This window comes from Pseudomonas sp. 18058 (assembly GCF_902706155.1).
Lineage (GTDB): Bacteria > Pseudomonadota > Gammaproteobacteria > Pseudomonadales > Pseudomonadaceae > Aquipseudomonas > Aquipseudomonas rustica.
Window position 1 is genome coordinate 18269 of sequence record NZ_CACSJY010000047.1, and the last position, 26440, is coordinate 44708.

A 26440-nucleotide genomic window follows, 5' to 3' on the forward strand; every position below is an offset into this window, starting at 1 on the left:
CATGCGCGCCCTTAACCTCGATTTTCAGCCACGCCCGCGTTCCGGCCCGTTGGGTTGGAGTTTGCTCGGCGGCGGAGTGCTGCTGGCGCTGCTGTGCTTCGGCGTGCAACAGCACCTCGACGCGCACACCGAACAGCAACAGGGCCACCTGCAAACCACTCAGCGTCAGCTCACCGGCGACAACGGCGCCAAGTCCACCCTGAGCCCGGCGGAAACCCGCGAGCAAGCGCAGAACCTCGCCGAGATGCGCAAGGTCTCGCAGCAACTGCGCCGCCCGTGGGAACGCCTGTTCGCCATGCTCGAAGCGATGCCGCGCGATGACGTCGCGCTGCTCAGCCTGACCCCGGATGCGCGCAAAGGCCAGGTGCGGATCAGCGCCGAGGCGCGGGATCTGCAAGCGATGCTCGACTTCCATAAACGTCTGGAAGCCAGCGACGAGCTGTCCGACGTCTCGCTGCTCAGCCACGAAATCGTCGTCAAATCGCCGGAACAACCGGTGCAATTCAACCTGTCGGCGACTTGGGAGATGGGCGATGCGAATCCCTAGACTGATCGTCCACGAATACCTGCAAGGCCTCGGCATTCCGGGCTTGGCCGGGATGGCGCTGTTGCTGGTCGCCGTGGCGTGGGCACTCGTTGGTTTGCTGCCGGGCTGGCAATCCTTGCAGCACTTGAGCCAACAGACTCAGGAAGCCACCGAATACCTGGCCAAGGTTGAAGACGGCAGCATTGCGCCGCCGGTGGTGCCGCAACGTCAGCTCGACGACTTCCGCAATAAACTGCCGGCGCAGCCGCAGGCCACCGTCGCCATCGACCGCATCTACGCCCTCGCAGCCCAAGAGCACATCACTTTGGCGCGTGGCGAATATGCGCTCGGCGTCGACCCGAAAACCCATCTGGCGCGCTATCAGATCCTTCTTCCCGTGCGCGGCAGCTACCCGCAGCTGCGCCGCTTCGTACACGCCTTGCTCGGCCAGTTGCCGGCGGTGGTGGTGGAAGACCTCGAGTTGCAACGCAAAAAGATTGGCGACACCGACCTCAATGGCCGGATCCGTATGACCCTTTTCCTGTCGAGGTCGTGATGAATACCAAGCGCGTGACAGGGTGGGTAGCGTTCTTCGGTGTGGCCGCTGCGCTGGCGTGGTTACCGGCGTATTTCTCGCCGAGCGAAGACGCCGATTCCAAACAACTGGCCGTCGCCACACCGGGGAAAACCCGTGGTGCGCTGCCGACCAGCATCGCCAAGGCCAAAGATGCGCCGATCAAGGACTTGAGCCCGGCCGGTGATCTGTTCGCCGCCAAGAGCTGGAAGGCCGCGCCGACCTTGGCCACGGTCACCGAAATTGCCGTCAATCCCGCAACAGTGGTGCAAGCCCCGAGCCTGCCACCGGTGCCGTTTCAGTTCGTCGGCAGGCTGCACGACCGCAGCGACCTGCAAGTGTTTTTGCAGAACGGCGAAAAAATCTACGTCGTGCGCAACGGGGATGTGATCGACGACACCTGGAAGATCACCGGCATTTCCGATGTGGAATTGCGTCTGGTCTACCTGCCTTTGCATTTGTCGCAGACCCTGTCTGTGGGGAGTACGCAATGAACCGTTCCCGTTTGCTGATGAGCCTGGGCCTGTGCGCCGGGCTGGCCGCGTGCAGTTCTGCGCAGGTGGCCAACAAGGAAGCCGCCGACCTGATTGAACAGGGTCAGTACGAGGCGGGGCTGGCCCGCATCGAGGAAGGTCTGCGTGAAAATCCTCGCGACACCGAATTGCACTTATTGCTCAACAGCGGCCGAGCCAAAGCGATCACCGCACTGCTGACCTCCGGCGACACCGATCGCTCGCGTCGCGACTTCGCCTCGGCGCGCATCGCTTACGCACGAGTGCTGACCATCGAGCCGAATAACCGCCGCGCCCAGGATGCCCTGAAGCAGATGGATTACCTGCGCAGCATGGACGAGAAACTCGAACTGGCCCGTGGCGACCTGCGTCGCGGCGATATTTATGGCGCCGATCGTCAGGTCAAACAGATCCTCGAACTCGACCCGAACAACGACGGTGCGCTGGAGCTGCAAGGCAACATTCGTCTGGTGCAGAGCCGCAATGTGATCGCCTATCCGCAACTGCGCACCAAGCTCGATCGCCCGGTGACCCTGGAATTTCGCGACGCCAACCTCAAGACCATTTTCGAAGTGCTGTCGCAGGTTGCCGGGCTGAATTTCATCTTCGACAAAGACCTGCGCCCAGACATGAAAGCCACAATCTTCGTGCGTGACGTACGCATCGAAGACGCGGTGACTTTGCTGCTGCAACAGAACCAGTTGCACCAGAAAGTGGTGAACGAAAACACCTTGCTGATCTACCCGGACTCGCCGCAGAAAGTGAAGGATTACCAGGAACTGGTGATGCGCACTTTCTACCTGACCAGCATCGACGCCAACACCGCGCTGAACATGGTGAAAACCATGCTCAAGACCCGCGACGTGTTCGTCGACGAACGCCTCAACACCCTGACCATGCGCGACACCGAAGACGCCGTGCGCATGGCCGAGAAACTCCTGCAATCGCAAGACCAGTCCAACCCGGAAGTGGTGCTCGAAGTGGAGGTGATGGAAGTCGCCACCCAGCGCATTCTCGACCTTGGCCTGCAATGGCCGAGCACCTTCGGCGTGGTCAACTCAGATGGTTCGCCGGTCACGCTGTTGGGCCAACTCAAGGGCATCAACTCTGACCGCATCTCCATCGGCCCGTCGCCGCAAGCCAAGATCAACGCGCAGGACAACGACATCAATACCCTCGCCAGTCCGGTGATTCGTGTCAGTAACCGCGAGCAGGCGCGCATTCACATCGGTCAGCGCGTGCCGATCATCAGCGCCACCTCGGTGCCGTCGACGCAGGGGCCGGTGATCACTGAAAGCGTGACCTATCTGGATGTCGGTCTGAAGCTCGAAGTGACGCCCACCGTGCATTTGAACAACGAAGTGGCGATCAAGATCGCCCTGGAAGTGAGTAACGCCACGCCGCTGGAACCGACCCGCCAAGGCACGATCCCAGTGCAGGTCGATACCCGCAACGCGCAGACCTCGCTACGTCTGCACGACGGCGAAACGCAGATCCTCGCCGGGCTGGTGCGCAACGATCACGGCGCGACCGGCAACAAGATTCCGGGCCTCGGCGACATTCCCGGTCTGGGCCGCTTGTTCGGCAGCAACAAGGACACCATCGGCAAATCCGAACTGGTGCTGTCGATCACCCCACGGATTGTGCGCAACCTGCCGTATCAGAGCCCGTCGGACATGGAGTTCTCCACCGGCACCGAAACCAGCATGCACATCCAGGCGCCGGATCGTTCGCAGAGCTACGTGATGCCGTCGCCGGCCGCGCAGCCGCGTGCCGTCGGTGAATCGGCCGTGGCCACCACCCGCGTCACCGTCGAGAAGCCTTGATCATGAACGCCTCCCAACGCGGTTTCACCCTGATCGAAGTCGTGGTGACGCTGGCCCTGATCGGCCTGTTGGCGAGCATGGCCGCGCCACTGACCGAGACCCTGGTGCGGCGTGGCAAGGAGCAGGAATTGCGCAATGCGCTGTACCAGATTCGCGATGGTATCGACGCCTACAAACGTGCGTTCGATGCCGGTTACATCGAGAAGTCGCTGAACAGCAGCGGCTACCCGCCGAACCTGAAAGTGCTGGTCGAAGGCGTGCGCGATGTGCGCAGCGCGAAGGGCGCCAAGTTCTACTTTTTACGCCGCATCCCGCGCGATCCGCTGGTGCCTGCCAAACGTGATGATGAAGGGGGTTGGGGCGTGCGCGCCTACAACAGTTCGGCTCAAAACCCGCGCGATGGCGAGGACGTTTTCGACGTCTACTCCCACGCCCGGGGCAAGGGCCTCAATGGCATCGCCTACCGCGAGTGGTGAAGCTCATGCGCCGGGAAAAAGGTTTTACCTTGCTGGAGCTGATGGTGGTGATGGCGATCATCGCCACGCTGATGACCATCGCGCTGCCGCGCTACTTCAACAGCCTCGAAGCGTCGAAGGAAACCACCTTGCGCCAGAGCCTGTCGGCGATGCGCGAAGCGCTGGATCATTTCTACGGCGACACCGGGCGTTATCCAGATTCCATCGAGCAACTGATCGAGCAACGTTACCTGCGCAACGCGCCACTCGATCCGATCACCGAACGCAAAGACCAGTGGGTGCTGATCGCGCCACCGGACGGTGTGGCTGGCGGCGTGGCCGATATCAAAAGCGGTGCTACCGGGAGGGCGCGTGATGGCAGCCAGTATTCCGAGTGGTAACCGTGCGCAGCAGGGTGGTTTCACTTACCTGGGCGTGCTGTTCCTGATTGTGGTGATGGGCATGGGCCTGGCCAGTGCCGGCGAGTTGTGGTCGACCGCTTCACGCCGCGACCGTGAACGTCAGTTGCTCTGGGTCGGCACCCAATACGCACAGGCGCTGCGCAGCTACTACCGCAGTTCGCCGGGGCTGGCGCAGTACCCGAAAGAGCTTGAAGACCTGCTCGACGATCAGCGTTTTCCTGAGGCCAAGCATCACCTGCGTCAGCTCTATCCCGATCCGATTGGTCAGGGTGAATGGGCGCTGCAGCGCGGTTTTGACGGACGCATCACCGGCCTCAACAGCCCGTCGACCGAGCTGCCGTTGAAGCAGGCGGACTTCCCGACGCAGTGGTCGGATTTCGATGGCATGCAGCGTTATTCGGACTGGCAGTTCGTCGCCGAAAAAGCCTTTCTTGACGGCACTAATGGCCCGGCGAAAGGGCAATCGAATTTGCCTCAGGCGTTGCAGCCATGACTCGTCAGTGGTGGTGCGCGCTGATCTTTACCGCTGTGGCGTGCTGCGCCAGCGCCGGTGAAGAAGACGAAATGATGGGCTTCATCGTCGACGACACGATCTCGCACATCGGCCACGACTTTTACTACTCGTTCAGTGAACGTCTGCGCGACACCAGCCCGATGGATTTCAACCTGGTGGTGCGCGAGCGGCCCGACGCGCGCTGGGGCAGCCTGGTGACCGTGGAATATCAGCAACGCCTGGTTTATCGGCAATTCCTGCCGCCGAATACCGTGGAACTGAAGGACGAGGCCTACGCGGCCGCCGACTGGGTTCGACGCCAGGTTGTCCAGCGCAAGCTGGAGGCTCTGTTGCAGGACACCACCGACCTTGAGAAGGACGAACTATGAACAGCACAACGTTCTCACGGCGCAGCGGATTGTGGATCTCGGGGTTGTTGATCGGGCTCGCCAGCGCCGCTGCCGTCCAGGCCACCGAACTGGTCTACACGCCGGTCAACCCGTCGTTCGGCGGCAACCCGTTGAACGGCACCTGGTTGCTCAACAACGCGCAGGCGCAAAACGATCACGACGACCCGGACCTGAAAAGCCGTTCGAGCGTGGCCGGCACCTCAGCGCTGGAGCGCTTCACCAGTCAATTGCAATCGCGGCTGCTAGGGCAGTTGCTGGACAACATCTCCACCGGCAACACGGGGAGCCTGTCCACCGACTCTTTTATCGTCAACGTCATCGACGACTCCGGGGCACTGAGCATTGAAGTGACCGATCGAGCGACCGGTGAGGTTTCGGAAATTCAGGTGAACGGCCTCAACCCATGACGGGCTGACGGTTCCGGGGAGAACGGACATGAAAAAGATCATCGCGTTAGGGCTGCTGTTGGCGACATTACAAGGGTGCAGTCTGCGTGAGCCGATGTCGGCCGAGCAGGACACCGAAACCCCGACCCTGACGCCCAGGGCCTCGACTTATTACGATTTGCTGAAGATGCCGCGGCCCAAGGGCCGGTTGATGGCGGTGGTGTACGGGTTCCGTGATCAGACCGGGCAGTACAAGCCAACGCCGGCGAGTTCGTTTTCCACCAGTGTGACTCAGGGTGCGGCGTCGATGTTGATGGACGCGATGCAGGCCAGTGGCTGGTTTGTGGTGCTGGAACGGGAAGGGCTGCAGAACCTGTTGACCGAACGCAAGATCATTCGCGCGTCGCAGAAGAAGCCGAATACGCCGGTGAATATTCAGGGTGAGCTGCCGCCGTTGCAGGCGGCGAACATGATGCTTGAGGGCGGGATCATCGCGTATGACACGAATGTGCGTAGCGGTGGGGAAGGGGCGCGGTATTTGGGGATTGATATTTCCCGGGAATATCGGGTGGATCAGGTGACTGTGAACTTGCGTGCGGTGGATGTGCGCAGTGGGCAGGTGTTGTCGAATGTGATGACCAGCAAGACGATTTATTCGGTGGCGCGCAGTGCGGGGATTTTCAAGTTTATCGAGTTTAAGAAGTTGCTTGAGGCTGAGGTTGGCTACACCACGAATGAGCCGGCGCAGTTGTGTGTGTTGTCGGCGATTGAGGCGGCGGTGGGGCATATGGTGGCGCAGGGGATTGAGCGGCGGTTGTGGCAGGTGGCGGGGGACGCTTCTGTGCCTGGGCAGGATGATGTGTTGAATCGGTATTTGAGCCAGAACAAGGTGGATCCGGAGGCGGAGTGAACGTGGCGGCCTTCGGGCCGACCAAGCTCTTTTGGCCGAAACCGGTTTAAACCTGTAGGAGTGAGCCTGCTCGCGATAGCTATCTCCCAGACACCGTAGCTATTGCGGATGTACCCAAATCCTTGTGGGAGCTGGCTTGCCAGCGATGGCGGCCTTATAGCCGACCAATCTCTGGCAGATGTACCCGGTTCCAATTGTGGGAGCGAGCTTGCTCGCGAAGGCTTTTTGTCAGGCGGCGGTTTTTTTTGACTGAGTACATATCCATTCCTGCAGTAACGGCCACTTAGGGTTCCGCCCTTACGGCGGGTCACCTTTTCCAAACGCCGAAAAGGTAACCCAAAAGGCTTTGCCCTGACGTTCGGCCCACTCGCTAAAGCTCGGGGTTCCTTCGCTCCGTGATCGATCCGGGCGCAGCGCCTACGGTTTGCTTCGCTGCACCTCCTCTCGCTGTGTTTGGCTGCGCCAAACGGTCGCTGCGCTCCCACGCCCGGATCAATCCCTCCACTCAGCCTGCCGACGGGCTCCGAGATCAAGATCAACAGCAGCAGCCGAGCTTGCGCTCATCCTGTGTAGGAGCTGCCGAAGGCTGCGATCTGTTGATCTTGCTTTTGTAGGCGCTGAGCTTGCTCGCGAAGGCGGCCTGACAGGCAACGCATCTCTTCCGTCTGTACTCGGTTCCCTTGTGGGAGCGGGCTTGCTCGCGAAGGCGTCAGGTCAGTCGATGATGTGTTGATTGTCTTGCCGCTTTCGTGAGCAAGCCCACTCCCACCTGGATCGCATTCCGATTCCTGAATGTTTAAAAGTTGTTTCAAATCTGCGGAACCTTCCCACAAGGTTTTCAGGTTGTCCGTCGGACGTGCGGTCTCTAGCCTGTGTGTGTCGCTGCCAATTCAGCGACCGGGCATGGAAACCCGAAGACACGAGAGAGCAGATACGCCTTTCATAACGTATGCTTGCGCACTTTCATTGTGTGCACTCTGTTATGGCGGTTGTGCGCGGGAGACATTCGTGTCTGCCGGGTTGCTCTCTCCCGGATTTCCAGCCTGCGTACAGCTGCCACCCATTTTTCCTGGAAGTCGAATGGGCCAGCTGCAACTATCAATGAGAGAGAATCACTATGAAAAAGCCAACACCCAACCCCCCAGAACCAGACACCAACACCACATCACCCTACGCCTCAGTCGACAGCAAAAAAATCCACGAAGCCGCCGACCGCGCCCTCGATTTCTCCCTCAACCCCGCCGCCCACATCATGTCCAGCACCAACGAGCCGGAACCCATGTACCTCGCCAACCCCAGGTACAACACCGAATCCCTGCTGGCCAACGCCAGCGAAACCCTAGGCTCGGCCAGCGAAATGCTCATCAACTTCGCCGCCTCCCTGGAAACCTCACACCGCAAGACAGCATTGGGCATCGCACAAGTCGTCATGCTGGGCGAACTGGTAGTCAACCAAGCCTTGGATCACGTCGAGTTGAAGGATGGCTAATTAGATCGTTCCCACGCGCAGCAAAGGAATGCAGCCCCTGACGCTCTGCGTCAAATTCGCAATTTGGAACGCGGAGCGTCCCGAGAGGCATTCCCACGCAGAGCGTGGGAACGATCAATAACAGAGATTGCGTTTTTACCCTCAGTCCGGAGGCACCATGGATCCCCTGTTTTCCACAACCATTGCAGAGTTCGAAAACGAAGAGCAGGCCGCCAGCTACGACCGCTGGTTCCGCGCCAAAGTCCAGAAATCGCTCGAAGACCCGCGCCCCAGCATTCCGAATGAGCAGGTAATGGCAGATATGAAGGCGTTGATGGCCGAGCTACGGATCAAACATGAGGCTCGTGAGGCTTTGCGCGAAGAAGCCCCGACGCCCCACATTGATCGTTCCCACGCTCTGCACGGAAACGATCAAAACTCGAGACCTCGATCACGTAGAACTGCACGCTTAAGAGCCCTCGCCGCACGCTGGAACTCTTTTTACAGAAAATGACTGCAGGTTATTAGAAAGAAACACAGGCTCCAAAGTAAACCTCGACATTGATCATGTAATTGAATGGCTTTTTTTCACCATCCACAAACTCCATTACATTCAGGGCAGTGACGAGTGTCCCAGGAAATTTTTGAGAGGCTGTAATTGCAGAGACAACCTTGAAGGAGTTTTCAGAGCTTCCGGGATCGATAACCTTTGGTTTTGAGTTCAATGAGTTTTTCAGGGTGCCGATGGTTATTCCTGAGGCTCGATCAACAGTGAATTGTCGACCTACGAAGACTTTGTTGAGTAGTTCGTAAGTAGATCCGACATCACCTGTGGCCTGCGAAACCCGCTCTATCGTGCAGATATAATCATCCGTATCAGTTCCGGCGTTAGCGTTGCTGCTCAGTGAAAATAGGAGCAATGGACAGAGTAGGGTGAGTAGAGGCGCTCTCATCTTTGCTCCTTAATATTTGGTTTGACGAGAATAGATCACCCAACCATTCCCCGTTTCCTTTTGAAAAGTAGCTGCACAACATTATCTGTTCCCAATAAAAAACCGCGCTCCTGAAGGCAGCGCGGTTTTTTGTTGATGAATGACTTAAAAAGAATCGCGTCTCGGATACTCCTGACGCGCATGCAGAACGTTCACGATTTCGATCCGATCTGTCACTCGATAAATGATCAGATAGCTGGAATTTACGACGATCTCCCGAGTGCCGGTGATCCGGCCTGATCGATAGAGATAGGGATGATCAGGAAGATAAGCTATGGCCTTTCCAACTGCCTTCAAGATCTCCTTGGCTGCCCCAACATTCCTTTCGACTATGTATTCGAGCACTGTTACCAGCTTCGCCCGCGCTTCGGGCCTCCACTCAATCGGCCTCGAAACCATTGTCTTTTGCCTTGATCAATGCATGTATCTCGGCCATTACTTGTTCATGCGAAAGATTCGGGCGCGGATCATCGAGAGACGCTTGTACTTCCGCCCTGAACCAGCGGTCATAGCTCGCAGCCTGTTCTTCAGGATCAAGATCCGAGACGACTGGGCACAGCGGGTCAATCATCTTTGGGTCGATCATGGCACCTCCGGGATCAATGCCTGGAAGTCTATTCGGTAAGGGGAATGTTGTCGTGGTTGTCTGGATGAGTTGCACGTCGGTCGAGCTCCGTAGGGTTCAGGTTGTCCCGAAAAATCCTAGTCCCTGCGCTTCCGACGGCCAACCGCCAGACATGGTAGGAAAACGTTCAACTTTTCCAGAAATCATTCCTTTTTCTGTAGGACGTGGCTGATCTGAAGCTTTAAAGAACACGTGTCGTTGATCTGTCCTACGGACACAAAAAAACCGCGACCCCCCTCACCAGAGAATCGCGGCCCATCAACACCCAACCCCTACTGCTGCAACACCGTCGCCTGGTTAGCCGACCCGAACTGCTGAATATTCGCTGTCTGCGTAACCCCACTCTGATCGACATTGGCAATGTTCCCCGTGCCGCCCTGGGTCACATACGCCACGTTCATCGTATCTGCCTGTTTCACCGTGATCATGTTGTCACTGCCATACAGTTGCGCGGTATACGCCTGGTTCCCCGACCCAGACTGATCAAACTCAGCACTGTTCCCCGTGCCATTCGACGAACCCTGCACCAGGTTGCCAGTGCCGCGTTGATCGGAGATCAAAATGTTGTCGCTGCCGTTCTGTTCAAAATACAGCTCGTTATACGACTCCGCCTGGCTGACCGTGGTCTTGTTGCCCGTCCCGGTTTGCTGCGTGGTCATCAGATGGCCTACACCATCCTGAGTGAAGCTGGCCACGTTGGCATTCCCCGCCTGAGTGACGGTCGCGCGTTGGTTGCTGCCGAATTGGCCGCCGAGTTGCGGGCCTTTCCAGTTGCTGGCGTAGACCTTGTTGTCGTTGCCCACGGAGGTGGCGCTGAGGGCGTGGCCGTCGCCGCTTTGGTAGGTGAAGTGCACGTTGCCGTTGCCGACTTGATAGAGCGCGAGGGTCGAGTTGACCGATTCGAACTGGTCGGCGTAGATCGCGTTGGTGTTGCCGACCTGGGTGACGGCGGCGGTGTTGTTTTCGCCGAAGCTTTGGTCGACCACGGTTTCGTTGCTGTCGCCGTATTGGTTGACGGTCGCCTGACTGGCCAGTTGCGCGTCTTGCCAGATTTCGCTGCCGTTCATGTTCCCGAACTGGTTGATGGTGATGTTGCCGCCGGTGCCGTCGCGCTGGTCGCCGTAGGCGTAGTTGTTTTCGCCGGCCTGGTTGATGCCGATCTGGCCGCCGTTGTGGGTGACTTGTTCGGCGGTGCCGTAGTTGGCGGTGCCGAATTGGGTGATCACCGCGCTGTTGCCGCTGCCTTCATAGAGTTGCTCGATGTTGGCTTCGTTGCTGTCGCCGTACTGGAAGGTTTTGCCTTCGCTGCCGTTCTGCGAGTCCTGATAGACGAACGAGAAGTTGCCGGTGCCTTGCTGTTGTTGCAGCGCGCTGTTCGGTGAGCCGAAGCCCAGCGACTGGCTGGCGTGGGCGGTGTTGAAGGCGCCGACTTGTTGTTGGGTGATGGTGGCGTTGTCTTCGTAAAGTTGTTCGGCGTAGCCGGCGTTGTAGTCGCCGACCGCTTCCTGGGTGATCACGCTGGTGGCGTGGTCTTGCACGGCGGCGGCGTCGTTGCCTTGGCCCAGTTGCGTCTGGGTGGCCGTGCTGAACGGGGCTTGGGTCTGTTTCACGTCCGCGATGTTGGCGGTACCGGCCTGGTTCTGGTTGGACAGGCTGTCGTCGGCCATGGCCTGGGCACTGATCATGACCAGCAGGGCGGCGGTGAGGGGCGTCAGTTTGAACATGATTGAACTCTCCGATGATTTGCAGTGCTTAGCGATATTGCTTGACCGAAACGCTCATGCCGTTGCCCGACTGGGTCACGGCGCTTTGCAGCCCCGCGCCGGCCTGCTCGATGCTGGCGTCGTTGTTGTTGCCGTTTTGCGAAATCTGCGCGCGGTTGTGGCTGCCGTTTTGCGTGATGGAGGCGGCGTTGCCGGAACCGTTCTGGTTGATCAGTGCCATCAAGTCGCTGCCCTGTTGCAGGATGTACGCCTCCTGATTGCTGCCCGACTGCACGATCTGCCCGAGCAGCGACTGACCGTTCTGTTGCAGCAGGGCGACGTTGGCTTGGCCGAGTTGGTCGATCAGGGCTTGCTGACCCACGGGTGGGGGCAGTTCGCCGAGGTCGCTGCTGGTCGGGGCCAGGTCGTCGTTGTCCATCAGGTCGTCGGCGCGCACGCCCGCGCTGCTGCACAGCAGAAGCAGGCAAAGCAGGGCGGCGGTCGGCGTGTTCATGGCTTACATCCTGTCAGGCGTTAACCGATTTGAAGGGCCCCAGCCACCCGAAAGTGGCTGGGGATCAGGCTTACAGCGTGTTTACCGAGACCGTGCGCACGGTGCCTTGGGACGAGCGGATCGTCGCGGTCGGGTTGGCCGATGGCACCACTGTCGTGTTGTTCAGCGTCAGCCGCCAGCGTCCGGTCAACGGCACCGTGGTGGTACCAAGAGTGACCAGCCCGGTCGGGGTCGTGACCTGCACGGTGATGGTGTTGCCGGTGGTCACTGACGAGGTGCCGGTGAAGTCCCAGTTGAAGCGTCCGCCGGAGCGTGCCTGCACCGTCGATGCGGTCACGGCGAAGGTTTCCGCCGCTGGCCGTGGCGACACTTGCACCGTGACTGTGGCCGGCGTCGACAGGGCACCGAAGTTGTCCCGAGCGATGTAGGTGAAGGTCGTGGTGAACGCCGTGGTGACGGTGGCGGGCGGGGTGTAGGTGATCACCGTGCCGTTGCTGCTGACCGTGCCGCGTCCGGCGGCGGGTTGGGTCAGGCTGTTGACGGCCAACGGCACGTTGCCTTCCGGATCGGTGTCGTTGGCCAGCACGTTGATCGGGATCGCTACGCCCAGAGTGGCGACGCTGTCGGCGACGGCGGTCGGTGCCTGGTTTGGCGCGACGGTGATGGTTACGGTCGCCGGGTTGGCCGAGGCCAGACCTTTGGCGTCCTGCGCCTTGTAGGTGAAGGTCGTGGTCAGTGGCGCGTTGACCACCGCTGGCGGGGTGTAGACCACCGAGGTGCTGCCGTTGAGTGCGACGGTGCCTTGACCGGCCGCCGGTTGAGTCAACGCGGTGATGCCCAGAGGGTTATCGCCATCGGGATCGCTGTCGTTGGTCAGCAAGCTGAGGGTGATCGGCACACCAAAACTGGTGCTGCCAGCATCGGCGTTGGCGATTGGCGCCTGGTTTTCACCGGTGTTCGGTGCAGTGCCGACCACCACAACAGGCTCAGTGTCACTGCCGCCGGCGGCGGATTTCACCGTCACGGTAGCCGGCGGCTGAGTCAGGTCGGCGACGGTAATGCGCTGCAGAGTGCCGGTCTTCGACAAACGTCCGTAGCCTTGGGCAACCATGTCCGGGATCGCCACTTCATCGCTCGAAGTGGCTTCGATCAGCAGGCTGTGGTTGGCCCAGTTGTAACGTGCGGTCTGCACTTTCACCACGTCGGTGAGCTTGGCCGATACCGCCGTTGGCCGAGTGGTTCCGGTCGGGTTGGTGGCCGTCACGACCACTACCGGAGGGACAGCACCGGTGCCCAATCGATGGCCGAAGAACAGACCGTTGTTGTCGCCCAGCAGATTGGTCTGGCACGGCGTTTGTGGTGGGCCGGGCAGCAACGCAACGGTTTCGCGGAAGCACAGGGTCGAGCTGCTGTCAGCCTTGGCGAACACCTCGGCGCGCACGCCAGCGGCGGTGCGGCGATAGGTTGCGCGATCGATGTCGACGTGGGTCTGCTGACGGTTGTCGAGCACTTTGCCGGACAGGCTGAACACGTTCGACTGGATGGTGCCGGCAGGCCCGGTGATGCGCACGAAGTTGGTGTTGAACGGGCTGCCGGTCACCGCTTCGTTGAGGTTCGGGTCGCCGACAAAAGTTTCGGTGGCGCCGGTGTCCGGGTTCACTTCGGTGTACGGCCCGTTGACGCTGCGCAGGAACGGGCCGATCGCACCACCGACAGCACCGCTGAAATTGCCCGGTGCGCCGATGCCGATGTCGCGAGTGATGTTGATCGCCCGCCGGCCAGGCGCGGTGACGTTGACCGTTTCCACACCATACGGGTGAGTGATGGTGTAGGTGCCGGCAAGCGGTACGTTCACCCGGATGCGAATCCGCGCGAAGCTTTGCTGATCTCCATCGGCCGGATTTTCCGAGGCGAACGCCGCTTCAATCCCGGCGACGTAGGCGTCCATCCCGTAACCGGCGGCGTTGTTGGCGATGGTGGTTTCGGCCAGAAACCAGAACGCTTCCGGCGGCCAGTTGTCCGGGAAAATCATCGGCTGAGCATCATCGTAGATACCCGGCTCGGCGAGCAGGATGCACATGTAGGCCGGTGGCACGCTGGCCGCCACTCGCGAGCTGGCGGCGCGCGACTGGCAGAGCTCCATCGACAGCTGGTTTTCGTCCTGATACCACATCGGGAATTTCCCGGTGGCGAAGGTGTAGGGGCCGGGGTCGACGGCGGCGAGTTGCGCATAGGCACTGCCGGTCAGCGAGAGAGCGAGCCCGAGCGCGTTGAGCGCAAAGCGTGGCCACTTGTTCATGATGCCTCCTGATGCGGATCTGGGCATGTGAGCGTTCATTGCACGATGACCACTTCTTCGGTGTCGCTGCCGCCGTTGGACGACGTCACGCGCACCTTGGCCGGTGGAATCGGCGAGATCCCGGTGGCCAGGGTTTTCACCGCGCCGTCGCCACCGAGCGCACCGATGGCGGCGCCGCTGCCGGAGGTCGCGGTGAGTAGTGGCGGCGAGGTTTCGTCGCTGGTCGAAGCCACCACGGTGAGTTGGCCGGAGCTCAGGCTGTATTGCGCGCTCTGGATCACCACCAGATCGGTCAGGGCCATGGGCAGGGTGGTCGGCGTGCTGCTGGCGATGGCCAGGTGGTTGTCGGCGGTCACTTGCAAGGTGGTCGGCAAGGTCGGGTTGACCGAGGACTGCGCGTACCAGCTGCCGGTGCTGTTGGCTTCGGTCATGTTCAGCACGGGCGTGCTGCTGGTGACGGCCGCCGTACCCGGTGCCGGCGGCGCGAGGACGAACACGTCTTGCTGCGCCACCGGTGCGCTGTCGCCGGCCTTGCGTGAGTAGGTGCTGCGCTGCGCGATCATCGGCGTTGGCCGCACGACGGTCGACAATTTGCCGGAGACGGCAAACGTCGTGGAACGCAGATCCAGACCATTCGGGCCTTCGATACGCACGAAGTTGGTGTTGAACGGACTGCCCGTCACCGCTTCGGAAAGGTTCGGGTCGCCGACGAATTGTTCGGCGGCACCGGTCAGCGGATTGGTCTCGGTATACGGCCCGTTGACGCTACGCAGGAACGGGCCGATGTCGCCCTTGAGTGCGCCGTCATAGGTTTTCGGAGTGCCGATGCCGATGTCGCGGGTCATGTTGATCGCACGGCGACCGGGGGTGTCGATGTTGAACACATCGACGCCGTACGGGTGGGTGATGACGTAGGTGCCAGCGGTGGGCACGTCGACGCGAATACGGATTCGCGCGAAGCTGACTTGATCACCTTCCACCGGTTCTTCGGCGGCGAACGCGGCTTCGATGGCACTGACGTAGGTCAGGTCGATCCCGCGTGCGGCGTCGACGAGGGTGGTTTCGCCGGTGAACCAGAACGCTTCGTCGGGAAAGTTGCTCGGGAAGACGATCGGTTGGGTGTCGTCAAACACGCCGGGGGTCGGTAGCAGCGAGCACATGTACGACGGCGCGCCGGGTGCGCTTGGCACTCGAGAGCTGAGTGCTTTCGACAGGCACAGATCGAGGGTGCGACCGTGGGTGTCCTGATACCAATTGGCGAAACCGCCATTGGCCGGTGTGTACGGGCCCGGATCTACAGCAAACAAAGCGGCCTGAGCGATGCCCTGGGCCAAGGCGCTCACGACCAGGACGGTCGCGGTTTTGGACAGTAAAGGGTGCATGAGTTAATCCCTCTATCGAAGTACCTGCCCCTTGGGGATGGGTCAGTTGCAGAGGGCCTGTACACCTTCCATGCCAAGGTGCCGTGAATGGGCGGGAGAGGGCCGGGGTAGAGGGATTTCGCAGTTACGAAGTGCCGAGCGCGACAGGCGGGAAAAGGGCGCAATTCCCCAGAATCGGGGACGATGGGGATGAACATGCATGGCCCGCCAAACACAAAACCCTGTAGGAGGGTTCGGCAGGTGTGCATCGGGTCGATATCCCCGCAACCGGGCAAACACCCGACGGTGGGCTATAACCCTAAGAGACGTATCGGGAAGTCGCCGCCATGAACATGCAGTCGAAATCGCTTCCGGTTGAGGAGGGCACGTTACGGTTGGGCTCGCGCAAGCAGCCGTTCAACCTGCTGCGCTGGTTTTCGCTGATCAGCATGGCGGTGATCGCCACCGTGGCGGTGGCGCTCGGCGCGGTGTCGACGCGGTTCGTGATCGAGGAAAGCGTGCAGCGCGACGCCTTGCTCACCGCGCAATTCATTCAGGCCATCGCTTCAGCCGAAGTGCGCCACGTCTCGATCCCCAACGTGCGCACCATGGGCGAGTTGCTCGACCCGCGCCAGGACAAGGATTTTCCCGATGTCGATCCACAAGCCCGGGCCGATGCGCGGGGGGAGTTTCTTGATCACATCGAACACCTGCCCGACGTGATCCTCGCCAACATCTATGCGCCGGATCGCCAGGTGATCTGGTCGACCAACCCGGTTCTCGTCGGCACCAGCATCCATGCCGACGAAGACCTTGATCGCGCCTTCAATGAAAAGATTCCGGTGTCGGCCAGCTATCACGACGTCGACAAGGCGCGTGAAGAACAGAAGTTCGTCATTCCGCCGGACTACATCTTTATCGAAAACTACATCCCGCTGTTCGACGCCGACGGCAAGACCGTCACGGCGATGGTCGAGATTTATAAGGAACCCAAAGACCTGATCGCGCGCATGGAGCGTGGAATGATCCTGATCTGGCTGGCCACTGCGCTCGGCGGCGGGCTGATTTATCTGGGCCTTTACTGGATCGTGCGGCGCGCGGCGATTTTGCTCGCCGTGCAGCAAAAACAACTGATCGCCAATGAAACGTATGTCGCATTGGGTGAGATGTCGTCCGCCGTGGCGCACAGTTTGCGCAATCCGCTGGCGACCATCCGTTCCAGCGCCGAGCTCGCGCTGGAGTTCGACGCCGGCCCGGCAGAGAAAAACATCAAAGACATCATCGGCCAGGTCGATCGCATGTCGAAATGGGTGCGCGAATTGCTGCAGTCGTTGCGTCCGCTCAACGATGACCCGGAACCGGTAAACCTCGTGGCGGCGCTGCACGAGAGTATCGTCGCCTTCGAACAGCAGATCGCCAGGGCAGGCGTAAAAGTAGTGTTTCAGCCGCAGCACACGCCAATGGTGCTGAGCCAGCCGGTGCAACTGACGCAGATCCTCAACAGCCTGCTGGCCAATGCGCTGGAGGCGATGGACAAGGGCGGCACGCTGACCATCAACCTCGAACCAAGCGACGATCGCGGCGTTTGCGTGGTGCTCAGCGATACCGGCAAAGGCATGAACGAAGAACAGCGCACCATGGCCTTCCGGCCGTTTTTCACCACCAAGGCCGGCGGCCTCGGCGTCGGCCTGGTGCTGGTCAAACGCATCATGGAACGCTTCGGCGGCGGCGTAACCCTGCACAGCCGCGAGGGCGAGGGCACCACCGTGCGCCTGGCCTTCCAACTCGTCGAGTAATTCGCTAACCCCTGTAGGAGCTGCCGAAGGCTGCGATCTTTTGATCTTGATCTTAAAAAACAAGATCAAAAGATCGCAGCCTTCGGCAGCTCCTACAGGGACTATGTATGCCCCAAAACTTTTATGAACTTCCCCCATCACTGGGTGTCAAGCCCCGGTCACCGGGGAGTGGGGACACCCGCAGCCCCCGCAAGCCCCTGTAACAACTGGAAATAAATTCTTGGCGCACTAGTTGCAAAACACCATCACCCCTTCCTTGATGAGGCGGCTGGTGATGGACAGAACAACGCGAAACCCAAGCAACACCTTCCTGCTGACGCCGCTGAGCGTCTTCCTGCTGTTGACCCTCGGCACCATGGCCGGCGTTCGAGCGAGCCCGATCGATGACGAGCGCGAGCCCGAAGCGTCCGATCCGTCGGCCTACTACGACGAGCCAGCGGATGAGGCGACGGCGCTCAACGCCATCCTGACCATGCCCGAGGCCAACGAAGATTCTTTCGACTTGCCCGACGGCGTCAAAGGCTCGCGTGACACTCCGCGTGCGGAAAACAGCCTGCCGCCGACCGCGCAGACCAGTTTCAATTACCCCACCAACGGCAAGCCGAGCCCGCTCTATGGCGCGCAGCCGTTCACTCAGCAATTGGTGTTGTTTGAAGAGTTCGGCCCGGAAAAACTCGACCCGACCACTCCCGCCGCGCCGCTGCCATTTCCGCCCGCCGCGATCGGCCCGGCGCCTGCGCAGGATCCGAACAACGTCGCCCGCAGTGCGCCACCCGGCACTGCGCTCGACGCGTTCTTGCGGCAACCGGGCCTGACGCCATTCCCCAGCCAGTTCTCCAACATTGTCGACCGCAACCCGTGGCAGGCGCAGATCGAGGTGTTCCTCAACCGCCATATCGGTTCGTCCGCTGAAGGGCGGCCGCCAGGAAAAGGCTGGGCGCACCAGCGCTGGAACGAGTTCTACCCGCAAGTGGCCTACAAAACCGCGCAAACCGGTGCGCGCATCAATGGCGGCCTGCGTGACAGCGTGCAGATGCACCACTACGCCGTGGGCGAATTCGGCCCCGGCGGCCTGTACCACAACGTCGCCGGTGTACCGCTGACGGACGGCACGGCCAAAGGCGTCGACCCGCGCTTTCACCCGAACATGCCGGTGCAGAACCACAACGCGGTGTGGACGTTCGACGGCACGCTGCCACCGAAGCTGTTGATGGTGCGTTACGGCCAGCCGGTGATGATGCGTCACTACAACGGCTTGCCGATTGATCCGGCGGCCAACCGTGGTTTCGGCTTGCACACCATCAGTACCCACGAGCACAACGGTCACGCGCCGGCGGAAAGCGACGGTTACGCCAACGCATTTTTCTTCCCGGGGCAGTTCTACGACTATCGCTGGCCGATCCAGCTCGCCGGTTACGACAGCATCAACACCAAGGCTGAAGACCCGCGCGCAGCGTTCCCCTGCGCACCGGGGGAAACCCTGTGGGTCAACGACCTGGCCCCGGCGAAAAAGACCTGCGACCACGGCACCATCAAGATTCGCGGCGACTGGCGCGAGACCATGAGCACCCACTGGTTCCACGATCACATGCTCGATTTCACCGCGCAGAATGTCTACAAGGGCAACGCGGCGATGATGAATTACTACAGTGCGCTGGATCGCGGCAACGAGTCGGTCAACGACGGCGTCAACCTGCGCCTGCCCAGCGGCAGCGCCTTGCCGTGGGGCAACCGCGACTACGACGTCAACCTGGTGTTCGCCGACAAGGCGTGGGATCAGGAAGGCCAGTTGTGGTTCAACCCGTTCAACACCGACGGCTTTCTCGGCGATCAGATGCTGGTCAACTGGCAGTGGAAACCGACCCTCGACGTGCGTGCGCGCAGCTACCGTTTCCGCATCCTCAACGGCTCGGTGTCGCGTTACTTCAAACTGGCGCTGGTGCGTGAGATCAAAGGCAGCAGCGGCGAGTTTCAAGGGCCGAAAAACTCTGGCGTGTCGTACAGCCGCGTGCCGTTTCACATGATTGCCAACGACGGCAACATCATGGAGCACAGCGTGCCATTCGACGGCTCGATGGATCTCGACGCCGATGGCGACAAACAGAACCACAACGCGATCTTGCCGACCCAAGGTATCGCTGAGCGCTTCGACATCATCGTCAACTTCGCCAAAAACGGCATCAAGCCCGGCGACAAACTGTTCTTCCTCAACTTGCAGGCCCACGACGACGGCAAGGGGCCGAAAGACGTGATTTCGCTGGCCGACGTGCTCTCCGAGAAATACCTCGCGGTAATCAAGCAGAGCAGCAAAGGCCCGCAGTGGGACAAGGGCGATCCGGCGGTGGGCAAAGTCTTGCAGCTCAACGTCAAGGCCTACACCGGCCAGGATCTGGCGATGGATCCGGCAGCCTACGAGCCGGCCAAACCGGGCAAGGCTGAAGGGCTGGTGATGATTCCGCTGAAGATTCACCGCGACAACGCTGCCGACAAAGCACTGCTGGCCAACGCCCGTCACCGCACCTTCACCTTCGGCCGTTCCGACGGCACGGATGAAGCGCCGTGGACGGTCAAGACCGATGGCGGGTTCGGCTTCCACATGGATCCAAGGCGCCTCAACGCCTCGACCAAATTGTCCAGCGGCCCGACCGACGCCGGGGTCACCGGATTCGGCACCCTGGAGGTGTGGAACATCAAGGCCGGCGGCAAGGGCTGGAGCCATCCGGTGCACGTGCACTTCGAGGAGGGGATCATCCTCAGTCGCGGCGGCAAGGCACCGCCTGAGTGGGAAAAATGGGCGCGCAAAGACGTCTATCGCATCGGCTCGGAAAACGATGGGCTGGACAGCGTCGAGATGGCGATCAACTTCCGCGAGTTTGCCGGGACGTACATGGAGCATTGTCACAACACTCAGCATGAGGACAACTCGATGCTACTGCGTTGGGACCTTGAAAAACCCGGGCAACTGCAGTTGATGCCGACGCCTCTGCCAAGCTGGGACGGCGTGCGCTACGTCAACTCCGCCGCGCTGCCAACCTTCCGCAACGGCGATGGCTACGGCCCGCAAGTGACCGTGAAAAAATGAACCGCGAGCGCGCCGTCATGCCAATACAAACTCCGCGTTCCCGCGCGCTGGGCATGCATCTGGTGCTGATGCTGGTGGTCTGTGTGCTCGGCAGCCGCGTGCTGCTGGCACATCAGGCCAGCGTCGGCCAACCGCCCGCGGCCAGCGAATCCGCCACCCCGTGGGGTGGCGACTATTTCCCCAATACCTTGCTGACCGATCAGGACGGTCAGCAGGTGCATTTTTTCGATGACCTGATCAAAGACAAAGTGGTGGTGATCAACTTCATCTTCACCTCGTGCAGCGACTCCTGCCCACTGGAAACCGCGCGCCTGCGCCAGGTGCAGAAACTGCTCGGCGATCGGGTCGGGCAGGACATTTTCTTCTACTCGATCAGCATCGATCCGCTGAGCGATACGCCCGACTTGCTCAAGGCCTATTCGCAACGCTTCAAGGTCGGGCCGGGCTGGAAGTTTCTCACCGGCGAATTCGAAGACGTCACCGACCTGCGCAAGAAACTCGGGCTGTTCATCGAAGGTGTCGACAACGGCCGCAGCAAGGATCACAACCTCAGCCTGATCGTCGGCAATCAAACCACCGGGCGCTGGATGAAAGCTTCGCCATTCGAAAATCCGTGGATTCTTGCCGATCAACTGGCCAACACCTTGCAGAACTGGAAGCAGCCGAGCATCGAAGAAAGTTACGCCAACGCCCCGGACATTCGCCCGCCGAGCAACGGTGAAGAACTGTTTCGCACCCGCTGCGCCTCGTGCCACAGCCTCGGCCCGCAGGATGGCCAAGGCATTGGCATGCGCAACATCGGCCCCGACCTGATTGGCGTGACCCGCAACCGCGACCCCAAATGGCTGAATCGCTGGATTCGTGAACCGGATCGCCTGCTTGCGGAAAAAGATCCGATCGCGCTGCAACTGTATGAACAATTCGAGCGAATTCCGATGCCCAACCTGCGCCTCGACGAAGCCTCGGCGCAGTCGATCATCGACTTCCTCAGTGACGAAACCGAACGTCAGCAAACGTCCGCCAAAGGCTTGGCCGACGGCGGCTTGACGCCAGTAAAACCGGGCGATAGCGCCGCGACGGTGAGTCAAATGCGCTAGCGGCAAAATAGCATCATTGAACCGTGTGTCGCGGTCATAGCCACCTACACTAAGGGCTGTAACCGCTTCGATACAAACACTCCAGGGCACTCCCATGCAGCGACTGGAAGCACAAAAAACCTCTGCACCGAACGCATCGGTCGCAGGCAAGGGCTGGCGTGAGCAGTTCGATCTGCTGCGCTGGTTCACGCTCGCGAGTTTTTTCATCATTGCTGCCGTGGCGCTGGGGCTCGGTTATATCTCCACGCGCTTCGTGGTCACCGAAAGCGTCGAGCGTGACGCGCTGCTGACCGCGCAATTTGTTCAGGCCATCGGCGAGGCGGAAATGCGCCACGCCAAAATCAATCCGAACCGGACGATGGGCGAGATGCTCGACCCGCGCCAGGATAACCACTATCCCGATGTTGATCCGGCGTTACAGGCGTCGGCGCGCACCGAGTTTCTCGATCACGTCGAACACTTGCCGGACATTTTACTGGCGACCGTTTATGCGCTGGATCGCACGGTGATCTGGTCGACCAACGCCGAGCTGATCGGCGTTCATATCGACGATGACGACGAACTCGACGAGTCGTTCGAGATGAGAGTGCCGGTGTCCTCCAGCTACCACAAGATTGACGACGAGCGTCCGGAACAGCGTCTGCTGCGCGAGCCGAAATACCTGTTCATCGAGAACTACATCCCGATGTTCAATGCCGATAAAAGCAAAGTCATCGCCATGGTCGAGATCTACAAGGAACCGTCGGATCTGGTCGATCGCATCGACCGTGGTTTCGCCTCGATCTGGGCGGCGACCTGTTTTGGAGGAGCGGCGATTTTTCTGGCGTTGTTCTGGATCGTCCGCCGCGCGGCGAAATTGCTGCAAAGTCAGCAACAGCAATTGATCAGCAACGAAACCTTTGTCGCGCTGGGCGAGATGTCTTCGGCGGTGGCGCACAGTTTGCGTAATCCGCTGGCGACGATTCGTTCCAGCGCCGAACTGGCTCAGGAAGTCGCCAGCCCCGGCGCGCAGCGCAATATCGGCGACATCATCAGTCAGGTCGACCGCATGTCGCGCTGGGTGCGCGAACTGCTGGTGTCGTTACGGCCGATGAATGACGACGGCGAGGCGGTGGATCTGGTGCTGGCGGTGGAGGACACGTTGGGTGCCTTCGACGCGTTGATCAGGCGTAACGGCGTCGAAGTGCGATTCAGTCCACAAAATTGCCTGCCGGTGGTCAGTCAGAAGGTGCTGCTTACGCAAATCCTCAATAGCCTGTTTGCCAACGCCCTCGAAGCCATGCCCAAGGGCGGCGTGCTCAGCATTGAATTCGAATCACCGCAGCCGGACAGCGTGCGCATGACCCTGAGCGACACCGGCAAGGGCATGAGCGCGTCGCAGCAACAGCTGGTGTTCAAACCGTTTTTCACCACCAAACAGAGCGGCCTCGGGGTTGGCCTGGCGTTGGTCAAAAGAATCATGGAGCGTTTTCAAGGTTCGGTCGTCCTGACCAGCCGCGAGCAGGAAGGAACCCGCGTCAGTCTCAACTTCAAAGTGGCATCGGGAGGGGAATATGGAACACAGCATTCTGCTGGTCGAGGATGACGAACTGTTGGCCGAGAATATTCAGACCTACCTGGAGCGCAAAGACTTCGAGGTGACAGTCTGCCATTCGGCCGAAGACGCGCTGGAGCGACTGGAAAGCTTTATGCCCGACATCGTCCTGACGGATAACTCGCTGCCGGGCATGAGTGGTCACGACCTGATCCAGAAGCTGCGCGTCAGCGCGCCGGATCTCAAAGTGATCATGATGACCGGTTACGGCAACGTCGAAGACGCGGTGGTGGCGATGAAGGAGGGCGCCTTTCATTACGTGACCAAACCGGTCGCGTTGGCGGAACTCAAACTGCTGCTCGACAAGGCCCTGGCCACTGAACGGATGGAGCGCACGCTGTCGTTCTATCAGGAGCGCGAGGCGCAGAAATCCGGGATACAGGCGCTGATTGGCGACTCGGCGCCGATGCAGTATCTGAAAAACACCATCGGCCAGTTGCTCGACGCCGAACGGCGCATGGCCAACACCGATCTGCCACCGGTGTTGGTCGAAGGCGAGACCGGCACCGGTAAAGAACTGGTGGCCCGTGCGCTGCACTTCGACGGCCCGCGTAGCAAAGGCCCGTTCATTGAATTCAACTGCGCGTCGATTCCGTCGAATCTGGTGGAGTCGGAACTGTTCGGGCATGAGAAGGGCGCGTTCACCGACGCCAAGGATCGCCGGGTCGGGTTGGTGGAAGCGGCGGATGGCGGCACGCTGTTTCTCGATGAGATTGGCGAGATGGATTTGCTGTTGCAGGCGAAGATCTTGAAGTTGCTGGAGGATCGGACGATTCGCCGGGTGGGTTCGGTGAAGGAGCGCAAGGTCAATCTGCGGGTGATCAGCGCGACCAACTGCAACCTTGAGCAAATGGTGCAGCAGGGAAAATTCAGGCGTGATCTGTTTTTCCGGCTGCGGATTATTTCGATCAAAGTGCCGCGTTTGTATGCGCGCGGTGACGATATTTTGCTGCTCGCGCGGCATTTCCTCGCCAGCCATGGCAAGCGTTACGGCAAACCGAATCTGCATTTCAGCCAACAGGCTGAGGAGTTGCTGCTCAGTTACACCTGGCCGGGTAACGTGCGCGAGTTGCGCAATATGCTTGAGCAAACTGTGCTGCTGGCGCCGAGCGATACGATTGCCGCGCATCAGCTCAATGTGTGCATGAGCCTGGTTGACGAGCCGCCGCTGCATATTCATGAAGCGCCGGTGCATTACGAACCACGGCCGGCGAGCAATACCGAATCTATGAACCTGCCGGAGGTGGAGCGCGACATGGTGCGCAAGATGCTCGACAAGACCGACTGGAACGTCACCAAATCCGCGCGCTTGCTCGGCCTGAGCCGCGACATGCTGCGCTACCGCATCGAAAAACTCGGCCTGGCCCGCCCGGATAAACGGCAGTGGTAGCGGCCGTACACAATGTAGGAGCTGCCGAAGGCTGCGATCTTTTGATCTTGTTTTAAGATCAAGATCAAAAGATCGCAGCCTTCGGCAGCTTCTACAGTGGGCGTTCGGTATTCAGTGCTGCTGCCGACTCAAACACTCCAGCAAACAACCGGGATCCAGCACTTCATCATTCACATAAATCCCGCGTTCGGCATCGTACGTGCGAATAAACACCCGTACCGTCGCATCCGCCACCGTCGGCAGTTGTGAATCGTAGAACTCATGGTCACCCGGGATCACCACAAAATCCTGCGGCGCCGCCTCTTCATAAGATCGCGGCGGCGTCGCATTCAATGAATACGGGGCAGGGTGGGCAAAGGGCTGGTTCGGCCCGTAGTACACAAAATTGCTGTCCAGCGCCTGCGCCTGAGTGGCAGCAAGCAGAAAACCCATCAACAACAGCCGTTCGAGCATCAGCATGGCGGCACCTGCGAGTGCGGTATTCCCCAAGGCTATTAACTATAGCTGCCCACGCCACTAACGCCCGATCCACATCGGATCCCTGTAGGAGCTGCCGCAGGCTGCGATCTTTTGATCGTTAAAAGCAGGATCAAAAGATCGTCCGAACGCGGCCCGAGCCTGCGGCAGCTCCTACATTCAGGAAACCGGGTGGATCGCATGTCTAGGCTCTGCACATAGATCCGTCCGACGCGCGTTGAGCACATAGTCGCTTGCGCGAAGAAACTCTTCGTTATCCCCGTCTGCGAGTACCTGAGACAGGTATTCGCTGATGGCTTCGTCACTGTCCAGCAGTGCTGCCATGTCGAAATTCGTCAAAGTCTGGCTCATGGTTAAACCTCCTTAGCCATTTTTTGTGCGCGGCGGATGTCTGCGCTCTGTGAGGATATCCATGTGAGCCGAGTTGAATAGTCAGCCGTGTCCGCTATCTGTTTTGATAATTCGCCGACACTTGTAGGCATAAACACTCAGATATGTAGGAGCTGCCGCAGGCTGCGATCTTTTGATCTTAAAACAAGATCAAAAGATCGCAGCCTGCGGCAGCTCCTACACGGAGTGGCTTACAAGTTTGCAACAATCGGGATTGGCGGGGTGATCTAGACTCGGTTTCGCTCAATCACGAGCATTGTCCGGAGTGCGCCATGGAAGTGCCTAATAACAAAACCGCCATCGAGAGCAATCGACAGGCGTGGAACGATTCCGCTCGCCATCATGAGGATTCGCCTGACTGGCAGGCCTTGCTCAGCGAAGTTGCGCAGGCGGATTTCTCTTGTCTTGATGAGACGTTGAGCGGGTTGCTGGAGGTCGATGGTAAGGATGTGATTCAGCTGTGCTGCAACAATGGCCGCGAGAGTCTGTCGTTGTTTGCCCACGGTGCGCGGAGTGTGGTCGGGGTCGATCAGTCGGCGGCGTTTCTCGAACAGGCGCGTGAGCTGAACCGCCGTTCACCGCACAACGCCGAGTTCATCGAGACCGATATCCATCATTTGCCGGCGTCCTTGCACAACCGTTTTGACGTGGCGCTGATCACCATTGGTGTCTTCGGCTGGATGCCGGACATTGGCGAGTTTTTCCGTCATGTCGTCTCGACGCTGAAACCGGGTGGGAAACTGGTGATCTATGAAACCCATCCGTTTCTGGAAATGGTCGACCCGGACGGCGAGGATCCATATCGGCTGGCCACCTCTTACTTCCGCACCGAGCCGTTTGTGCAGGAGGAGCCGATTGTTTACGTCGGCAAGGTCGAGCAGCAGGCGGCGAAGTCGTATTGGTTTGTGCATACGCTGGGGGATATTTTCAGTGGCGCGAGTGCGGCGGGGCTGAATATTGCGCATTTCAAGGAGTATCCGCATTCGAATCGGGAAGAGGTGTATGACCAGTATTTGAATCAAGAGGCGCAGATGCCGATGTGCTTTACTTTGGTTGCCACCAAGGCCTGAATGCTTTGGTGAGTCGACCCACATTGGCTATGCGCCATACACAAATCCCTGTAGGAGCTGCCGAAGGC

The 26440-nt window shown here is 59.9% G+C and carries 25 protein-coding genes and 2 pseudogenes; 18 read left to right on the top strand and 9 right to left on the bottom strand.

The window, feature by feature from the left end; all coding sequences use genetic code 11:
• The first annotated feature begins 1 nt into the window (after position 1).
• The 12 genes and pseudogenes from GVL50_RS21790 to GVL50_RS21845 form a co-directional block, all read left to right on the top strand.
• Positions 2-547 carry a PilN domain-containing protein gene (locus GVL50_RS21790; protein ID WP_008086652.1) on the top strand — a complete coding sequence of 182 codons (546 nt, stop codon included), beginning with the start codon at positions 2-4 and terminating at the stop codon, positions 545-547.
• Positions 534-1082, top strand: a complete 549-nt coding sequence (locus GVL50_RS21795) for a GspMb/PilO family protein (protein ID WP_159815036.1) — start codon at positions 534-536, stop codon at positions 1080-1082. The genes GVL50_RS21790 and GVL50_RS21795 overlap by 14 nt, the downstream gene beginning before the upstream one ends.
• A complete protein-coding gene (locus GVL50_RS21800; protein ID WP_159815037.1) occupies positions 1082-1594 on the top strand; it encodes a hypothetical protein in 513 nt (170 codons plus the stop codon). The genes GVL50_RS21795 and GVL50_RS21800 overlap by 1 nt, the downstream gene beginning before the upstream one ends.
• Complete coding sequence (locus GVL50_RS21805) at positions 1591-3438, top strand: secretin N-terminal domain-containing protein (RefSeq protein WP_008086656.1); 1848 nt, start codon at positions 1591-1593, stop codon at positions 3436-3438. Before GVL50_RS21800 ends, GVL50_RS21805 begins: the two co-directional genes overlap by 4 nt.
• Before the next feature lie 2 nt (positions 3439-3440).
• A complete protein-coding gene (locus GVL50_RS21810; RefSeq protein WP_053119085.1) occupies positions 3441-3914 on the top strand; it encodes a type II secretion system protein in 474 nt (157 codons plus the stop codon).
• A 5-nt stretch (positions 3915-3919) separates the two neighbouring features.
• Positions 3920-4294 (top strand): type II secretion system protein, encoded by a 375-nt coding sequence (locus GVL50_RS21815; RefSeq protein WP_007919395.1) that lies wholly within the window; start codon positions 3920-3922, stop codon positions 4292-4294.
• A complete protein-coding gene (locus tag GVL50_RS21820; protein WP_053119087.1) occupies positions 4269-4808 on the top strand; it encodes a type II secretion system protein in 540 nt (179 codons plus the stop codon). The genes GVL50_RS21815 and GVL50_RS21820 overlap by 26 nt, the downstream gene beginning before the upstream one ends.
• On the top strand, positions 4805-5197 hold the full coding sequence (gene csgE, locus GVL50_RS21825; RefSeq protein ID WP_159815038.1) for a curli production assembly/transport protein CsgE: 393 nt from the start codon (positions 4805-4807) through the stop codon (positions 5195-5197). The genes GVL50_RS21820 and csgE overlap by 4 nt, the downstream gene beginning before the upstream one ends.
• On the top strand, positions 5194-5625 hold the full coding sequence (locus tag GVL50_RS21830; protein WP_064120104.1) for a curli assembly protein CsgF: 432 nt from the start codon (positions 5194-5196) through the stop codon (positions 5623-5625). Before csgE ends, GVL50_RS21830 begins: the two co-directional genes overlap by 4 nt.
• A 28-nt stretch (positions 5626-5653) precedes the next feature.
• The gene (locus GVL50_RS21835; RefSeq protein WP_053119091.1) at positions 5654-6514 is read left to right on the top strand and encodes a CsgG/HfaB family protein; all 861 of its coding nucleotides are present in this window, start codon (positions 5654-5656) and stop codon (positions 6512-6514) included.
• Between the two features lie 1117 nt (positions 6515-7631).
• Complete coding sequence (locus GVL50_RS21840) at positions 7632-8003, top strand: DUF6124 family protein (protein WP_159815039.1); 372 nt, start codon at positions 7632-7634, stop codon at positions 8001-8003.
• 157 nt (positions 8004-8160) lie between these two features.
• Positions 8161-8346, top strand: a pseudogene (locus tag GVL50_RS21845) (antitoxin); the annotation flags it as partial.
• 160 nt (positions 8347-8506) lie between these two features.
• Here GVL50_RS21845 and GVL50_RS21850 read toward each other — a convergent pair.
• The 7 genes from GVL50_RS21850 to GVL50_RS21880 all read right to left on the bottom strand — a co-directional run bounded on the left by GVL50_RS21850 (position 8507) and on the right by GVL50_RS21880 (position 15497).
• On the bottom strand, positions 8507-8935 hold the full coding sequence (locus GVL50_RS21850; protein ID WP_159815040.1) for a hypothetical protein: 429 nt from the start codon (positions 8933-8935) through the stop codon (positions 8507-8509).
• Positions 8936-9079: 144 nt separating this feature from the next.
• Entirely contained in the window at positions 9080-9373 is a 294-nt protein-coding gene (locus GVL50_RS21855) for a type II toxin-antitoxin system RelE/ParE family toxin (protein WP_081265248.1), read from the bottom strand.
• Entirely contained in the window at positions 9354-9560 is a 207-nt protein-coding gene (locus GVL50_RS21860; protein WP_159815041.1) for an antitoxin, read from the bottom strand. Before GVL50_RS21860 ends, GVL50_RS21855 begins: the two co-directional genes overlap by 20 nt.
• A gap of 311 nt (positions 9561-9871) precedes the next feature.
• A complete protein-coding gene (locus tag GVL50_RS21865) occupies positions 9872-11323 on the bottom strand; it encodes a curlin (protein WP_159815042.1) in 1452 nt (483 codons plus the stop codon).
• Between the two features lie 28 nt (positions 11324-11351).
• On the bottom strand, positions 11352-11816 hold the full coding sequence (locus GVL50_RS21870; RefSeq protein WP_053119098.1) for a curlin: 465 nt from the start codon (positions 11814-11816) through the stop codon (positions 11352-11354).
• Positions 11817-11886: 70 nt separating this feature from the next.
• A complete protein-coding gene (locus tag GVL50_RS21875; protein ID WP_159815043.1) occupies positions 11887-14115 on the bottom strand; it encodes an Ig-like domain-containing protein in 2229 nt (742 codons plus the stop codon).
• Between the two features lie 35 nt (positions 14116-14150).
• Entirely contained in the window at positions 14151-15497 is a 1347-nt protein-coding gene (locus tag GVL50_RS21880; protein WP_159815044.1) for a hypothetical protein, read from the bottom strand.
• A 326-nt stretch (positions 15498-15823) separates the two neighbouring features.
• Here GVL50_RS21880 and GVL50_RS21885 point away from each other — a divergent pair, with 326 nt between their 5' ends.
• The 5 genes from GVL50_RS21885 to GVL50_RS21905 all read left to right on the top strand — a co-directional run bounded on the left by GVL50_RS21885 (position 15824) and on the right by GVL50_RS21905 (position 24435).
• Positions 15824-17272 (top strand): sensor histidine kinase, encoded by a 1449-nt coding sequence (locus GVL50_RS21885; RefSeq protein ID WP_159815045.1) that lies wholly within the window; start codon positions 15824-15826, stop codon positions 17270-17272.
• A gap of 274 nt (positions 17273-17546) precedes the next feature.
• Entirely contained in the window at positions 17547-20354 is a 2808-nt protein-coding gene (locus tag GVL50_RS21890) for a multicopper oxidase domain-containing protein (RefSeq protein WP_159815046.1), read from the top strand.
• Positions 20355-20371: 17 nt separating this feature from the next.
• A complete protein-coding gene (locus GVL50_RS21895; RefSeq protein WP_159815047.1) occupies positions 20372-21451 on the top strand; it encodes an SCO family protein in 1080 nt (359 codons plus the stop codon).
• A gap of 94 nt (positions 21452-21545) precedes the next feature.
• Positions 21546-23036, top strand: coding sequence for a HAMP domain-containing sensor histidine kinase (locus GVL50_RS21900; protein WP_159815048.1), 1491 nt, complete (start codon positions 21546-21548; stop codon positions 23034-23036).
• On the top strand, positions 23005-24435 hold the full coding sequence (locus GVL50_RS21905) for a sigma-54 dependent transcriptional regulator (protein WP_159815049.1): 1431 nt from the start codon (positions 23005-23007) through the stop codon (positions 24433-24435). The genes GVL50_RS21900 and GVL50_RS21905 overlap by 32 nt, the downstream gene beginning before the upstream one ends.
• A gap of 111 nt (positions 24436-24546) precedes the next feature.
• Here GVL50_RS21905 and GVL50_RS21910 read toward each other — a convergent pair whose 3' ends face one another.
• Together GVL50_RS21910 and GVL50_RS21915 are read right to left on the bottom strand one after the other, a co-directional pair.
• On the bottom strand, positions 24547-24894 hold the full coding sequence (locus GVL50_RS21910) for a hypothetical protein (RefSeq protein ID WP_159815050.1): 348 nt from the start codon (positions 24892-24894) through the stop codon (positions 24547-24549).
• Positions 24895-25122: 228 nt separating this feature from the next.
• Positions 25123-25263: pseudogene (locus GVL50_RS21915) on the bottom strand (DNA-binding protein); the annotation flags it as partial.
• A gap of 311 nt (positions 25264-25574) precedes the next feature.
• On the opposite strand from GVL50_RS21915, the gene GVL50_RS21920 reads away from it, so the two are divergent.
• Positions 25575-26372: a class I SAM-dependent methyltransferase gene (locus GVL50_RS21920; protein ID WP_159815052.1), complete on the top strand. Its 798-nt coding sequence runs from the start codon at positions 25575-25577 to the stop codon at positions 26370-26372.
• The last annotated feature ends 68 nt before the right edge of the window (positions 26373-26440 follow it).